The following is a 15,193-nucleotide window of genomic DNA, read 5'->3' on the forward strand; positions in this document are numbered from 1 at the left end:
CTACCAAATTCAACGCATCGTGGACGAGGGTCCGTATGTTTGGGTGACGGAACAGACGGTTGTTTCCTACGCCTATGACGACCTTGGCCGACTGATTTCAGCGACTAACGCTGTCGGCGAAAGCGAGATTTATCGGTACGACGATCAGCACGTCATTCTTGAGCGCGGCTTGGCCGGTGGGGCGAGTTTCTACTGGGAGTGGGAGCGGGCTGGCAAGGCGGCGCGGTGTGTCCGGCATTGGGCGAGCTTTTCGCAGATGGACACGCGGTATGCCTGGGACGACAACGGGCAGGTCACGGTGTTTAACGCCGATGGTAGCCAGGAAGTCTACGTGCATGACCAGCGCGCACGGCTGGTGCAGCGGGTGGATCCGGACGGGGCCGAGCACTTCAAGTCCTACGATGCCAACGGGCGGCTGACGGTTGAGCAGGATCCGCTGGGCGCGATCACGGCGTATCAGTACGACGAAGCTGGGCGCTTGGTGGCGTTGTTTCCGGGGGACGATGAGCCAACGACCTACGAGCATGACAACGGGTTCGTACGGGTTGTAAGGCGGGGTGAAGCGGTTTGGAAGTATGAGCGCAATGACCAGGGCGATGTTGTTCGCAAGGTCGATCCTGACGGTCATGTGACTGACTACAGCTACAACAAATACGGGCAGCTGGTTGGGGTTTGGTACCCGGATCATAGCTGTCAGCGACTGGTGTGGAATGAGCGTGGGCAGTTGCTTGAGGAGCAGTTGCCGAATGGTGGGATTAAGCGTTATCGCTATGACGATCTTGGGCGACAAATTGCTCGGGAGGATGAGCATGGCGCGCTGACCCAGTATCAGTGGGACAGCGTGGGTCGGTTGATTCGCGTTGTGCAGCCAGGCGGCGAGTTCAGGGAATACAGCTACAACCCCTACGGAAAAATCACCGCCGAACGGGATGAACTCGGCCACGTCACCCGCTACGAATACGCCGACGGCTTGCACCTAATCAGCCGGCGCATCAACGCTGATGGCAGCCAGGTCAAATACCGTTACGACAATGTGCGGTTATTGCTGACCGAAATTGAAAACGAGGTTGGCGAAACCTACCGACTCCAGTACCACAGCAACGGCCTGATCCAGCAGGAAAGCGGGTTTGACGGGCAGCGCACGGCTTACGTCTACGACCTCAATGGCAACCTGCAGGAAAAGACCGAACACGGTGATGACGGCAGTCAGCTGGTTACCCGCTACGATCGCGACTACGCCGGTCGACTCGTAAGAAAAACCCTGCCTGATGGCAACAAGGTTGACTACGCCTACGACCGCCAGGGCAATCTCCTAAGCGTCGAAGACGACCACTGGGCCCTGGCCTACGAATACGACGCTCAAAACCGCCTCACCGCCGAACACCAAGGCTGGGGCACCCTGCGCTACGGCTACGACGCCTGCGGCAACCTTCGAAACCTACGCCTGCCGGACAACAACCGCCTCACGTTCAATCACGACAAAGGCGGTCACCTCGCCACCGTCGAACTGAACGGCGCAGTACTCACCTCGCACCTCTTTACTGCGGGTCGCGAACAGCAACGCCAACAAGGCCAACTGCTCAGCCACTACCAACACGGCCACCAGGGACGCCTGTTCACCCAGAGCATCGCCGATGCCGAAGGCCCGCTATACCGCCGTCATTATGACTACGACAAATCCGGCAACCTCACTCGCCTGCTCGACACCCGCAAGGGCGACCACCGCTACCACTACGACCCCCTAAGCCGCCTCACCCGCGCCGACCACACCCAAGACGAGCAAGAACGCTTCGGCCACGACCCCGCCGGCAACCTGCTCATGCAAAACCGCCCCGGCCCCGACATCGTCGCCGGCAACCGCCTGATGATCCAGGGCGACCACCACTACGACTACGACGCCTTCGGCAACCTCATTCGCGAACGACGCGGCAAAGGCCATCAACTCGTCACCGAATACCGTTACGACTGCCAGCATCGGCTGATCGGCGTTAAGACGCCCAACGGCCAGACCGCCAGCTACCGCTACGACCCATTTGGCCGCCGCATCAGCAAAACCGTTGATGACATAACGACCGAGTTCTTCTGGCAGGGCGACAAACTCATCGCCGAGCACCACGCGAACCGCCACCGCAGCTACCTCTACGAACCGGACAGCTTCCGCCCGCTGGCCTTATTGGAAGGCTTCGGCCCAAAAGAAACCAAGCCCTACCACTACCAACTTGACCACCTGGGCACCCCACAGGAACTCACCGCCCCGGATGGCGAAATCGTCTGGTCCGCGCACTACCGCGCCTACGGCGAAATCACCCGTCTCGACATAGGAAAAGTCGACAACCCGCTGCGCTTCCAGGGCCAGTATTTCGATCAAGAGAGCGGACTGCATTACAACCGCCATCGCTACTACAATCCGGATGTTGGTCGTTACCTCACGCAAGATCCAGTTAAGTTGGCGGGTGGGGTTAACGCCTACCAGTACGTGCCCAACCCTACGGGTTGGGTGGATCCGCTAGGGCTGAGCAGGTGTCCGGGGGAGGATGGATGTAAACCCACAAATCGCCCAGAAAATCCGGCGGAAAACGTCAAAGTCAGTGAGGGTGACGTTGAGCTCCCCAGAGGCTTTGATACCAAACTATCTAGAAATGGCGCGTTCAAGAGAGCAAAAGCAATAGCCGAAATTCCAAAGACCCAACATCCAAAGCTAGTAAGCAGAGTTAAGATTACTGATCAGGAGCGATACATGGAGGGGAGAGTGTATACATTCGAATTAAAAAAACGCCAAATTGAAATTAGGGAACACTCATTGGGTCATGAAAAAGGTAACCTTGGTCCGCACTTCAACACCGAGATTAGAATTGACGAACAATCAATACCGTTAAAAAACGACGTAGATAATCACTCATACTTTAAGAGATAAAAATGAAAACAGTATTCATCAGACAAATAGGAATCCATCCCTGGGACCAAATTAATCCTAGCAACGATGAGACCTATATAACGATAACGCTGCTACATCAAGATTATGCGGGGGTATGGAAAACCTGGTGTGAGTTCAGCTCTTCGATTACAAAAAGATGGCCAAAAATTGTACGGTGGCATACCCATCTATCACCTTGCTACAGTAAGAGCGAAGAATACATTCTACAAAAAACATTTACTAAAAAATCAAATCCAGGAGACATCTTACGAAAAAACGCCCATACAAACATCTACTCACGAATAACTAATTTAGATCGCGATCCATTTCGAATAGATCCTGATAGCATGGCAGGCTACCGCACATCTGTAACACTTATGCTAAATACTAACAGTAGCCTTGAACACCTATGGCACAACCTGAGCACACTCACGTACATTTCAAAAACTGACGACTTCAAACTGATTCTATCAGATGAGAGCTCTTTTTCTTTCCGATTCTATGATGCAGAAACACATGGTGTTGCCCAGTTAATTTGCCACGCAGAACACTTAGCTTTTTTGGAAAAAATAATCAAAGAAATGAATTTGGAAGAAATTCAGCAGGAAGGTGTCTACGAATATATCCACAGGTAATGGATTCAAAAGCGTGACACTCACGTTGTTCACTTCACCTGTACGCTCTCTCAGAAAAGCAGAAAGTTAGGCCGCGCAGGTTCGTGCCCGAACAGCTCGGTGGCATAAGGCTGCCAAATCAAATAAATAGACCTAAACACGGCTTTAAAAAATTTAAAAAATTACCTTGAAGCGATGGCATTGAGCACGACACAAAAAAGTACACATATCGATGCATGGACTCATAGAAAAAAAACGGAACACACTATATATTTAAAGGCACGAAAAAAACGTGTTCCAGCCAACTGAAAGGTTCGTAAAAACGAGCTATCCTGATATTGAAACAATCAATGAAATTACTTGCAAATACAATCAAACCACTCACTAAAAGTGTTTTGATTTTTTAGGCGCCTCTATCGACAGCGCAAACTTAATTAACATTAACGATACCCCTCAAGCTCTACGGATACTTCCCACAATACCGCAGCATACCTATATAACCCAAAAAAAATCCAATTTGGATAGCCGGCATGTCTTTTGAGAGTGATACTTACCTTTCAAATCTAGTAATTAAAACCACAAGAAACTCTACTTGGCACAAAACACAGCAGAGCGGATGGCATTGGAGCCCCTCAATTTTATGGCCTTCTAAACGACCCCGAACGGCAAAGCCATTCGCACTAGAGCACACTTTTTTCAGGAGAAAAAATGAAATTCTGGAATGAAGTAGATAAAAATATATTTTTTGAAAAAATCTTTAGCAAACCTGTTGAGATAAGTAATATCGCTCAAATTTCTCTACAAATAGACAATGATCGCCCGGCTCTGGGAATCGGCTTCGATATACCCGAGTTTCCAGATACGCTACCGGAAAAATGGAAAAATAAAGGTTACAACGTTTGCAGGCTTGGCATTGACTGCTATGGTATTAGCAATCTAAAAATACTAAACATACCTAATCGAGGTGACTTTTCTCTAAAAATAAAAAAAGAAGGCGATCACTTTCGACTCCAAGCCATGAACAAAAACTCCTTACTTGAACTCAATGCAAAAACCATATTCCTTTGTAGTCCAAACGTCTATACAAAAGACAAAAAATAAGAATTTTAAAAAACCACCTCAATAAGAAAACCTTTTTATACGGAATTCTAAAATGAAAAACTGGAACGAGCTAGATAACAGCACATTTTTCAGTAAAATCTTCACCTACCCCGTTGAAATTGGAAAGATATCTCTTTTTTCTTTAAGGATAGAAAATGATCAATCTTGTATCAACTTGAATTTTGACATATCCGAGTTCCCAGATAATCTGCCAGAAAAATGGAAAAACCAAGGTTACAATATGTGTAGAGTCGGGATAATTTGCAACGACATTGAACACCTGAAGATATTAAACATTCCCAAGCATGAAGAGCTTATTGTAAAAATCAATGTAGACGACAACTACCACACATTTGAAGCAATCAGTGAAAACGCCTCTATAAAATTCAACGCAAAGTTTATCAAGCTCAGTGGACCGAATGTTTACATGAACGCCGCAAGCAACCACCACTTCAAAACAACTATAATTACAACTCACGAAAACTAATAAAATCGGCAATTATTTTGGTGACCGATCTACTATAAAATGCATAATTGGGGCGCAAACGAGGCTTGGTACAAAAATGTGCTCTATGACCCCCATAGCCAGCCCCAATTCGCCCCTCCCCCCAACCCCACCTAAACTCTCTCCATGCTATTTCAACGGACAGAGGATTCACCATCATGGGCAAACGTCATCCCAATCTCCCCGCCTGGCAATGGCGTAACTACCCGCAGAACCATCAGCACCCGACCAACCTGGCGTTGCATCTGATTGCCGTGCCGCTGTTTATCATCGGGTTTCTGTTGATCGTGTCCGGGGTGTTCAGCCTGAACCTGGCCAGTTTTGCCGTGGGGGTGGTCGGTATATTGGCTGGCCTGGCGTTGCAGCGTCATGGCCATAGCCTGGAAGCCGAGGCCAGTGAGCCGTTCAGTGACCGTAAAGATGCGGTGCAGCGTCTGGTGGTCGAGCAGTTCGTGACTTTTCCGCGCTTTGTACTAAGCGGCGGCTGGTGGCGCGCCTGGCGGCAGCGCCACCGACATTGAGGTCAGGCGAAGACCACTACGGTCTGGCGGCTGATGGCGATCAACTCGCCGGTCGGGCTCCAGAGGGCGGCAGCGGCATGGCCGTAGCCATCGCGGGCGTGTTCGATGTTGACGTAATACTGACACCAGTCGAGGGTCGTCAGATCCTGCAAGGGCTGGATGAATTCAATGGTCCAGGTCAGGGTACTGCCGGGAGCCGGCTTTTTCAGGTGCGGCAGCAAGGCTGGGGGCCAAGCGTCAACCAGGGCGAGAATATGCGCCTCAGTCAGGGGTTCTTCTTTGACATCGCCGCGTAAACGAACCCAACCGCCCATGTCCCGGGATTTATTGCCAGTAAAGGGTAAGCCACCGACACTCCAGCGCATCGCCAAATGACGCATGAACTCGGGGGTAACGCCCTTGATATAGGGCAGTTCCTGGCACTCATCCCAATGTTTGAACACCGGGGGCGCTTCGCTCTCGACAGCGATCTCTGACTCACGGGACGCGCCGAAACTGGCCTGCACCAGTGTCGCCACTTCACCGTTCTGTATCACGCGGCCAAGCAGTTGGCTGACGGCTTTGCCTTCGCGCAACACTTCGACTTGATAACTGGCAGGAACGTCTGGCGCTACAGGGCCGACGAAGGTGATGGCCAGCGACCGTAGCGGACGATCGGCTGGCACCTGGGCGCGCAGGGCTTCGTATTGCAAAGCAGCCACCAGACCACCAAAGGTCGCGCGACCCTGGGCCCATTCGGCAGGGATGGTGACATCCAGCGGGTTGCTGCGGGCGGCGTCGAGCAAATCACTAAAGCGCATGGTGGTCTCACATCAAAAGGAACAGATGATGGATCTTAACCATCGCGCCCGACAGGTACAGCGCCTATTCCGGCCAAATGCCGGACCGGCTTAGAAACAATCGGCGCTGAGTTTGTCCAGCACCCGATCTGCCTGGCCTTCAGCCTTGGCCATGGTTCGATGCCAGGTCGCGACACACGGTTGCAAATCCGGCTGGTGCTCAGCCTGGATCAGCCACTGCCAGCAGTCGTGCCAATCCCCCAGGGCGCCCTGGGCCTTTTTCAGGCGCGACATGGCGTTGGTGGGCAACTTGTCCAATTCGGGGTAGGCCTCGGCGGCGTAGCGTACGCGCTTGATCAGCAACCGCAGGCGATGGCGATCGTGGTCCGGATCCTTCAGGGCCTCATCGAGTTTCTGCCACTGTTTGGCCAGGCGTTTTTCAATGCGCGGGCGCAGGCCTTTGAGCAGTTTCTGGTGTTCGGAAGCACGGATGAAACGCGGAAAGGCATCGAGGATTAACAGCAGATGCGCGAGTTCCGGGCTTTGCGCCACGTGGCGATAGGCATTGGGTTGCAGGCGCAGGCGCCGGTCGGCGGCTTCGTGATGGCCATGCTGGTGCAAATACGCCGCCAGCACCTCGCGGTCGCGTAGCGGCGTCGTCAGTTGGCCGATGGTGCTGGCAGCCAACTCAAGCTGTTCAACCCCAGGCAGCCCGCGCAAAGGGCGCAAGAGGCTGCGCAAGCGGCGCACAGTGGTGCGCAGGTCATGCAGGGCTTCATCGTCGGTGACGGCGGCGAGGCGAGCCTGGCAGCTCAGTAACCCTACTTCCAGGCCAATGACCTGAGCGACTAACTGATCGACCAAAGCTGACATCCTGCCCTCACTGTCTGATGAAAATTTCTACTCGCGACTCCAGGTCGCCCCTACAGGTCAACGCCCGGCACGCGACTCACGAATATAGAACCGCGCCTTCTCGGCCTTGTTGGAACAGCCTTCAAACGCTTCAAATTGTTGCTGGGTTTTGGCGCCCGTCAACAGCGACAAGGCCTTGGAGTAGCTCACGGTGCCAGCAAACCCTTCAGCCTTGGCAAGGTCCAGTTCTTTCCAGGCCGCGTCCAATTGGGTGCCGCAGCTGTCGCGGTATGCGGTTTTCCCGGCACAACCGGCCAGGGCCAACATGATCACAGGCACACACATCCAGGCTTTCATCGATGACACCTCAAAATAAAGAAAAAACAGTCGTACGCTGTAGACGTTGCCTACATGGAAAAGTGCCTGTCCTTAGCCTGAAATCGGTAGTACCTAGAGACCAGAGCATACCCGAGCAGCACCGCTACCCAGGAAAAATATTGCAGGCCGCCACGAAGATTGAAGCCGGCCCCTCATGGGTGCATTGTGGGCACCTGCCTTGGGGAGGACATGGTCCATGAAAAAACGTGTTGCCTTGGTGCTGGGCTCCGGCGGGGCCCGGGGCTACGCCCATATCGGGGTGATCGAGGAAATCGAACGGCGTGGCTACGACATCGCCTGTATCGCGGGTTGTTCCATGGGGGCCGTGGTCGGCGGGATCTACGCCGCCGGCAAGCTGGATGAATACCGGAACTGGATTGAGAGCCTCGACTACCTCGACGTGCTGCGCCTGGTCGACGTCAGTTTTCGCCTGGGTGCGATTCGCGGTGAGAAGGTCTTCGGCCAGATCCGCAAGATCGTCGGCGAGATCAATATCGAAGAACTGCGCATTCCCTACACCGCCGTCGCCACCGACCTCACTAACCAGCAGGAAATCTGGTTCCAGGAAGGCTGCCTGCACCAGGCCATGCGCGCCTCGGCGGCGATTCCCAGCCTCTTCACCCCGGTGATGCAAGGCAATCGCATGCTGGTGGACGGCGGCCTGCTCAACCCGCTGCCCATCGTGCCGGTGGTGTCGAGCCATTGCGACCTGATCATCGCGGTCAACCTCAACGCCACCAACCAGAAGCACTACCAGTTGCCCATGATCCAACGCCCGCCCGCCTTCAAGAGTCGCTTCAACAACCTGGCGAAATCTCTCGGTTCGCACCTGCCATTTCGCCGTAAGCAGGCCGAACAGTTGATGAAGCTGGAGCAGGAGGCTTTGGAGGCGCAGGCCGCTGAGATCAACCCGTGGCTGGAGTCCGCCGAGCCGGAATCCCAACAACCTGCCGCCGCACCGGAAAAGCCCGGCGCACCGAAGTCGGCGACCGGGTCGTTCATCATCGATAACGTCGGCCCGGCGTCGCTGCTGGACCTGATCAACCAGAGCTTCGAGGTGATGCAGACGTCGCTGGCGCAGTACAAGATTGCCGGGTATCCGCCGGATGTGCTGATCAACGTGCCGAAGCGGGTGTGCCGTTTTTTCGAATTCTACAAAGCGCCGGAATTGATCGCCCTGGGGCGGGAGATTGCCAGTGATACGTTGGATCGGTATGAGAGTGAGCAGCGCTGAAATGCGTGGTGTCGCCGATGGCGCCATCGCAGGCAAGCCAGCTCCCACAGGGGAATGCATTCTGGATGTGGGAGCTGGCTTGCCTGCGATGACGCCAGAGCAAGCGCCGAAAATCTATCCGCCCAACAACCGATAACCCACCCCCGCCTCGGTCACGATAAACCGCGGCTGGGTCGGGTCATCCGCCAGTTTCTGGCGCAGGTGCCCCACCACGATACGCAGGTAGTGGCTGTCTTCGGTATGGGTCGGGCCCCAGATGTCCTTGAGCAGTTGCTGCTGGGTTATCACCCGCCCCGGATGCCGTGCCAGTTGCGCCAGCACCGCGTACTCCTTGCGGGTCAGCGCCACTTCAGCACCGTCGAGCAGCACCCGGCGATAGGCCAGGTCCACCGTCAGCGGGCCAAACCGCAGGGCGGCTTCCTGGGCTTCGCCCGCCGGCGCCTGGCGCAACAACGCGCGTACCCGGGCAAGAAATTCCTGGATGCCGAAGGGTTTGGTCACATAGTCATTGGCGCCGCCATCAAGGGCTTCAACTTTCTGCACTTCGCTGGCCCGTACCGACAGCACCAGCACCGGCACCGTCGACCATTCGCGGAACTCACGCAGTACTTGCTGGCCGTCCATGTCCGGCAAGCCAAGGTCGAGCACCAGCAAATCCGGCTTGCTCAGGGCGGCCTGGGCCAGGCCTTCGTTGCCGGTGCCGGCCTCAATCACTTTGTAACCTTGGGAGGCCAGGCTGATGCGCAGGAATTTGCGGATCTGGGGTTCGTCGTCAATGACCAAAATCGTCGAGGTCTGGCTCATGGTGTCCAATCAAAATCCGTGAAGAAAACAGGGTAGCTCATGCCTCGCGCTCCAGGCCAGGCTGTGTCGGCAAGGGCAGGAACAAGGTGATACAGGTGCCATGCCCTTCAATACCGTCGGCCACGCTGATATGCCCACCGTGGGCTCCGACCATGCCCTGGCAGATCGCCAGGCCCAGGCCCGTGCCCTGCCCGCCTCGGTCACCGCGTGCAGCGGTGTAGAACATGTCGAAAATTTTCGCGCGCTCGTCCTCGGGAATTCCCGGCCCCTCATCGGCCACGGCAAAAAACAGCTGGTTGTCCGACACGCCGGCGCTCAGTTGCAAGCGACCTTGAGCCGGCGAGAATCGTGCAGCGTTCTCCAGCACATTGACCAGTGCCTGCTCGATCAACGCGGCATGCACATACAACAAGGGCAACTCGGGCGGCACATCGGTACCCACCTGCAACGGTGCCAGCACCGCACGTAGACGGCCGAGGGCGCTGCCGACGATGTCGCCTGGCGACACCCAATCCCGCGCCAGTTTCAACGCGCCGTGGCCGAGACGCGTCATGTCCAGCAAGTTCTGGATATAACGATCGAGGCGCTCGGCCTCATCGCGGGTGCCTTCCAGCAGCTCGCGGCGATCCTCCAGGGGGATGGCCTCACCGAGTGCCAGCAGGCTGTCGATGCTGCCGCGCATGGAGGTCAGCGGTGTGCGCAAATCGTGGGACACCGAAGCCAGCAAGGCACTGCGCAGTTGCTCGGTTTCGCCGTGCAGCCGCGCGGACTCCAGTTCCTGGGCCAATTGCGCCCGCGCCAGCGCCTGGGCCAGTGGTTGGCTCAAGGCAGTGAGCAAGCGCCGGCGTTGGCCGCTCAATTCCAGGCCGGGTTTGGGGCTGACACCCAGCAAACCCAAGGGGCCTTCTTCGCCCGACAACGGCCACCACCACCAACGCCCGAACGGCAAGGTGCCGGTGCCCATGCCCGCTGGCTGATCATGCTGCCAGGCCCAGTCAGCAGCGGCGCGCTCGGCTTCGGTGAGGGTCAACGGGCCACCGGTCTCGATCGTCCAACCGCCCTGGCCATCGCGATTGACCAGGCACAGATCGAGGTCGCTCCAGCCTTGCAAATGATGCGCTGCGGCACTGATCACGGCCTGGCGATCGGTAGCGGCGGTGAGTTTGCGTGACAGGTCAAGCAGCTCGCTGGTTTCCTCCTGCGTGTCGCGCAATGCCTGCAACTGCCGGCGCTGACGTGCGGCCAGGTTGCCGGTCAGCGCTGCCATCAACAGGAAGAACAACAGGGTCAGCACGTCTTCCTCGCGCTGGATGGCAAAGGAAAAATTCGGCGGGATAAACAGGAAGTCGTAGGTCATGAACGACAAGGCTGCACACACCAGCGACGGCCCCAGGCTGCTGCGCACCGCCACCAGCAACACGGCGGCCAGGAACACCAGCGAGATGTTCGGCAGCGGCAAGACGCTGGACACCGCCCAGGCCACTGCCGCCGCCGCCACCGTCGCCACGACCGCCAGTGCGTAGTCGAACCACACCAGCCCGCGCACATCCGGCAAGCGTGGCGGTGCGGGGATGTCATCGCTGTCGAGCACGTTGATTTCCAGACCGCGCGCATTGCGCAGCAAACGCGCGGCCAGGCCACCGCCGAACAAGCGACGCCGCCAACGCATCCGTGACTGCCCCACCAGCAGCAGGCTGGCACGGCGTTCGGCGGCGTGCTGGATCAGCGTCTTCGCCACCTCCCCCGCTCGCAACAGCACCACCTCACCGCCCAGGCGCTCGGCCAGTTGCTGGGCATTCTGCAGGCGTAGCCGCGACTGCTCATCCCGCGCTCGACCGTTATCGATATGCACCAGGCTCCACGGCAGATGCCGGCGCTGGGCAACGCGACTGGCATGACGCACCAGGCGCTCGGCTTGCGCGTCGCCATCCACACCCACCAACAATCGACCGCGCACCGCTGGCGCAGCCTGGCCGAGTTGGCGATAGCCTTGGGCCAAATCATCATCGACGTGGGCGGCGGCGGTTTGCATCGCCAACTCGCGCAGGGCCATGAGGTTGGTCTGGGTGAAAAACGCATCGATGGCTGCGCGGGCCTGCTCCGGCACATAGACCTTGCCGTCGCGCAGGCGCTCCAACAACTCGCGGGAGGGCAGGTCGATCAATAGCAGTTCGTCAGCCTCCTGCAGCACCCAGTCCGGCAGGGTTTCACGCACTTGCACACCGGTGATGCCGCGCACCTGGTCGTTGAGGCTTTCCAGGTGCTGGACGTTGACCGTGGTAAACACGTTGATGCCCGCGGCGAGCAGTTCCTGAATGTCTTGCCAGCGCTTTTCGTGGCGGCTGCCGGGAGCGTTGCTGTGGGCCAGTTCGTCCACCAGTACCAGCTTGGGCTTGGCGGCGAGCAGGCCGTCGAGGTCCATTTCTTCGAGCATCACGCCGCGGTATTCGCTGCGCAGCAGAGGCTGTTGCGGCAGGCCGCTGAGCAAGGCTTCGGTCTCGGCACGGCCGTGGGTCTCGACTACGCCGGCAATCAGGCGCACGCCTTGGCGCAACTGCGTGTGAGCGGCCTGGAGCATGGCGTAGGTCTTGCCCACCCCTGGCGCGGCGCCGAGAAAAACTTTGAGCCGGCCACGGCCGTCCCGGGGCAGATCGGCTAAGAGGGCGTCGGCGCGGCCGGAGTCGCTCATGCTCGGGGGTTCCTTCAGGTGTTTATTGGTTGCGCTTAAGGCCGCCTTCGCGGGCAAGCCCGCTCCCACATTTGGAATGCATCCCCCTGTGGGAGCGGGCTTGCCCGCGAAGCGGTTTCACTGCTTACAATTTTTCCAAGGCCATATTCAGCGCCAGCACATTCACCACCGGCGGGCCCACCAGCGGACTTTCGATGTGCTCATCCAGCAACCGCTGCAAGGTCGACACCGGCACATTCCGCGCCGCCGCCACTCGCGCCAGTTGATAGGCAATCGCCGGTGGTGGCAAGTGTGGATCAAGACCGCTGCCAGAGGTAGTCAGCGACGCCAAAGGCACAGGCCCCTGGCTGGGCACCCACTGTTTGTTCGCATCCTCGAAGACGCGCGTGGCCAGCGCCGGGTTGCTTGGGCCCAGGTTACTGGCGCTGCTGGAAACCGTGGCAAACGCGCCGGCCGAAGGGCGCGGATGGAACCAGCTGTCACCGGTAAAATCCTGGGCGATCAGGCGGGAGCCGCGCACTTTGCCGCTGTCGTCGCGCACCAGGCTGCCATTGGCCTGGTTCGGGAACGCCACTTGGGCGACGCCGGTGACTACCAACGGGTAAGCGACGCCGGTGATCAGGGTCATGAGCACCAGCAGGCTCAGGGCCGGGCGGATTATGTTGGACATATCGGATTCCTCAATTCGGTCATTGCAACCTGTGGGCACCCACCGGGCGCCCACAGGAATAGGGTCAAACCAGGTGCAGCGCAGTCAACAGCATGTCGATCGCCTTGATGCCCACGAACGGCACCAGGATCCCGCCCAACCCGTAGATCAACAGGTTGCGCCGCAGCAACGCCGCCGCACTCGCCGCCTGCACGCGCACACCGCGCAGCGCCAGGGGAATCAGCACCACGATGATCAGCGCGTTGAACACGATGGCCGAGAGGATCGCGCTCTGCGGGCTCTGCAGGTGCATCACGTTGAGCACGCCGAGTTGCGGGTAGATCGAGGCAAACAGCGCCGGCAGGATCGCGAAGTACTTGGCCACGTCGTTGGCAATGGAAAAGGTGGTCAGCGCGCCGCGCGTCACCAGCAATTCCTTACCGATCTGCACCACGTCCAGCAGCTTGGTCGGGTCGCTGTCGAGGTCGACCATGTTGGCGGCTTCGCGAGCGGCCTGGGTGCCATCGTTCATCGCCATGCCGACGTCAGCCTGGGCCAGCGCCGGGGCGTCGTTGGCGCCGTCGCCGCACATCGCCACCAGGCGACCGTCGTTCTGCTCATGACGAATGCGGGCGAGTTTTTTCTCTGGCGTGGCTTCAGCCAGCACGTCGTCCACGCCCGCTTCGGCAGCAATCGCGGCGGCGGTCAGCGGGTTGTCGCCGGTGACCATGACGGTACGGATGCCCAGTTTGCGCAGTTCGGCGAAACGCTCGCGGATGCCGGGCTTGACCACGTCCTTCAGGTGGATCGCGCCGAGCAACTTGCCATCGGCACACACCAGCAACGGGGTGCCGCCGCTTTGGGCGATCTTGTCGATTTCCCGCGACAGCGCGGGCTGCAGGTCGCGACGTTGTAGACCGATGAACGCCAACAGCGAATCCACCGCGCCTTTACGGAATACGCGGCCCTGATAATCAACGCCGGACAGCCGGGTTTCGGCACTGAACGGCACGGCCGTCAGCTCGTCCGCAGTCGGCTCGGCCTGAGGGTGCAAGGCGCGCAGGTATTCGACGATGGATTTACCTTCCGCCGTGTCATCCGCCAGCGAGGCAAACAACGCCCCTTCGGCGACTTCCCTGCCGCTGACGCCAGGCGCCGCGACCACCGCCGCACACCGACGGTTACCAAAGGTGATAGTGCCGGTCTTGTCCAGCAGCAACACATGCACGTCCCCCGCCGCTTCCACGGCACGGCCGGACTTGGCGATCACGTTGAGACGCACCAGGCGGTCCATGCCAGCGATACCGATGGCCGAGAGCAAACCGCCAATGGTGGTAGGAATCAGCGTCACCAGCAGTGCGACCAGGAACACCAGGGGCAAGCTGCCACTGGCGAAGTGGGCGAACGGCTGCAGGGTCACCACCACCAACAGGAAGATCAGGGTCAAGCCGATCAGCAGGATATCCAGCGCGACTTCGTTGGGGGTTTTCTGGCGTTTGGCACCTTCCACCAGGGCGATCATGCGGTCGAGTGTCGACTCGCCCGGGTTCGCGGTGATGCGGATCAGCAGCCAGTCCGATACCAGTCGGGTGTTGCCGGTGACGGCCGAACGGTCGCCGCCGGATTCACGGATGACGGGGGCGGACTCACCGGTGATCGCGGCTTCGTTGACCGCCGCGATACCTTCGATGACTTCGCCGTCACCGGGGATCATTTCCCCGGCGGCAACGCGCACCACATCACCTTTGCGCAGGCCGGTGGCCGGCACGACCTTGAAGCTGCCATCGGCTTCCTTGCGACGTGCGCTCAGGCCTTCGCTGCCAGCCTTGAGGCTGTCGGCACGCGCCTTGCCACGCCCTTCGGCCAAGGCTTCGGCGAAGTTGGCGAACAGGACGGTGAACCACAGCCAGACGGCGATTTGCACGGCGACATAGGTCGGCACGCTGGTGTCGGGCACGAAGCACAACACGGTGGTGAGGATGGCGGTCAACTCGACCACCAGCATCACCGGCGAGCGTTGCAGTTGACGCGGGTCCAGCTTGACGAACGCCTGGACCAGCGCCGGGCGCCACAGGGCGGAGATGGCGGTTTTGGCGGGTTCCTGGGTGTGCGCCGGAGCCGCGTTTTTTGCAGGCATATTCATTTTCATATCC

The 15,193-nt window shown here is 58.2% G+C and carries 13 protein-coding genes; 6 read left to right on the forward strand and 7 right to left on the reverse strand.

All coding sequences use genetic code 11. From position 1 onward, the window contains the following. From KHP07_RS00005 to KHP07_RS00025, 5 genes are all read left to right on the forward strand, one after another. Positions 1–2,914 (forward strand): RHS repeat-associated core domain-containing protein (locus tag KHP07_RS00005; RefSeq protein ID WP_214496365.1); only part of this gene is annotated, 2,914 nt, incomplete at its 5' end. Positions 2,915–2,916: 2 nt separating this feature from the next. Continuing rightward, the gene (locus KHP07_RS00010) at positions 2,917–3,549 is read left to right on the forward strand and encodes a hypothetical protein (protein ID WP_214496366.1); all 633 of its coding nucleotides are present in this window, start codon (positions 2,917–2,919) and stop codon (positions 3,547–3,549) included. Between the two features lie 687 nt (positions 3,550–4,236). After that, a complete protein-coding gene (locus tag KHP07_RS00015) occupies positions 4,237–4,629 on the forward strand; it encodes an Imm50 family immunity protein (RefSeq protein WP_214496367.1) in 393 nt (130 codons plus the stop codon). Between the two features lie 52 nt (positions 4,630–4,681). Beyond that, positions 4,682–5,116, forward strand: a complete 435-nt coding sequence (locus KHP07_RS00020; RefSeq protein ID WP_214496368.1) for an Imm50 family immunity protein — start codon at positions 4,682–4,684, stop codon at positions 5,114–5,116. A gap of 176 nt (positions 5,117–5,292) precedes the next feature. Further along, positions 5,293–5,655 (forward strand): Mpo1-like protein, encoded by a 363-nt coding sequence (locus KHP07_RS00025; protein ID WP_078047533.1) that lies wholly within the window; start codon positions 5,293–5,295, stop codon positions 5,653–5,655. A 2-nt stretch (positions 5,656–5,657) separates the two neighbouring features. On the opposite strand, the gene KHP07_RS00030 is transcribed toward KHP07_RS00025, so the two are convergent. The 3 genes from KHP07_RS00030 to KHP07_RS00040 form a co-directional block, all read right to left on the reverse strand. Further along, the gene (locus tag KHP07_RS00030) at positions 5,658–6,455 is read right to left on the reverse strand and encodes an acyl-CoA thioesterase (RefSeq protein WP_078047532.1); all 798 of its coding nucleotides are present in this window, start codon (positions 6,453–6,455) and stop codon (positions 5,658–5,660) included. A 90-nt stretch (positions 6,456–6,545) separates the two neighbouring features. Beyond that, positions 6,546–7,307 carry a CHAD domain-containing protein gene (locus tag KHP07_RS00035; RefSeq protein WP_214496369.1) on the reverse strand — a complete coding sequence of 254 codons (762 nt, stop codon included), beginning with the start codon at positions 7,305–7,307 and terminating at the stop codon, positions 6,546–6,548. A 57-nt stretch (positions 7,308–7,364) separates the two neighbouring features. Further along, positions 7,365–7,643 (reverse strand): hypothetical protein, encoded by a 279-nt coding sequence (locus tag KHP07_RS00040; protein ID WP_024074187.1) that lies wholly within the window; start codon positions 7,641–7,643, stop codon positions 7,365–7,367. 217 nt (positions 7,644–7,860) lie between these two features. On the opposite strand from KHP07_RS00040, the gene KHP07_RS00045 reads away from it, so the two are divergent. Continuing rightward, positions 7,861–8,898 (forward strand): patatin-like phospholipase family protein, encoded by a 1,038-nt coding sequence (locus KHP07_RS00045; protein WP_214496370.1) that lies wholly within the window; start codon positions 7,861–7,863, stop codon positions 8,896–8,898. A 114-nt stretch (positions 8,899–9,012) separates the two neighbouring features. Here KHP07_RS00045 and KHP07_RS00050 read toward each other — a convergent pair whose 3' ends face one another. The 4 genes from KHP07_RS00050 to kdpB form a co-directional block, all read right to left on the reverse strand. Then, positions 9,013–9,702: a response regulator gene (locus KHP07_RS00050; protein ID WP_078047530.1), complete on the reverse strand. Its 690-nt coding sequence runs from the start codon at positions 9,700–9,702 to the stop codon at positions 9,013–9,015. 37 nt (positions 9,703–9,739) lie between these two features. Beyond that, entirely contained in the window at positions 9,740–12,391 is a 2,652-nt protein-coding gene (locus KHP07_RS00055; protein ID WP_214496371.1) for a DUF4118 domain-containing protein, read from the reverse strand. Between the two features lie 124 nt (positions 12,392–12,515). Further along, the gene (kdpC, locus tag KHP07_RS00060; protein ID WP_078047528.1) at positions 12,516–13,061 is read right to left on the reverse strand and encodes a potassium-transporting ATPase subunit KdpC; all 546 of its coding nucleotides are present in this window, start codon (positions 13,059–13,061) and stop codon (positions 12,516–12,518) included. Between the two features lie 64 nt (positions 13,062–13,125). Continuing rightward, entirely contained in the window at positions 13,126–15,183 is a 2,058-nt protein-coding gene (gene kdpB, locus KHP07_RS00065; RefSeq protein WP_502937524.1) for a potassium-transporting ATPase subunit KdpB, read from the reverse strand. Positions 15,184–15,193: the final 10 nt, after the last annotated feature.

This window comes from Pseudomonas sp. VS40 (assembly GCF_018587885.1).
Taxonomy (GTDB): Bacteria; Pseudomonadota; Gammaproteobacteria; order Pseudomonadales; family Pseudomonadaceae; genus Aquipseudomonas; species Aquipseudomonas pergaminensis.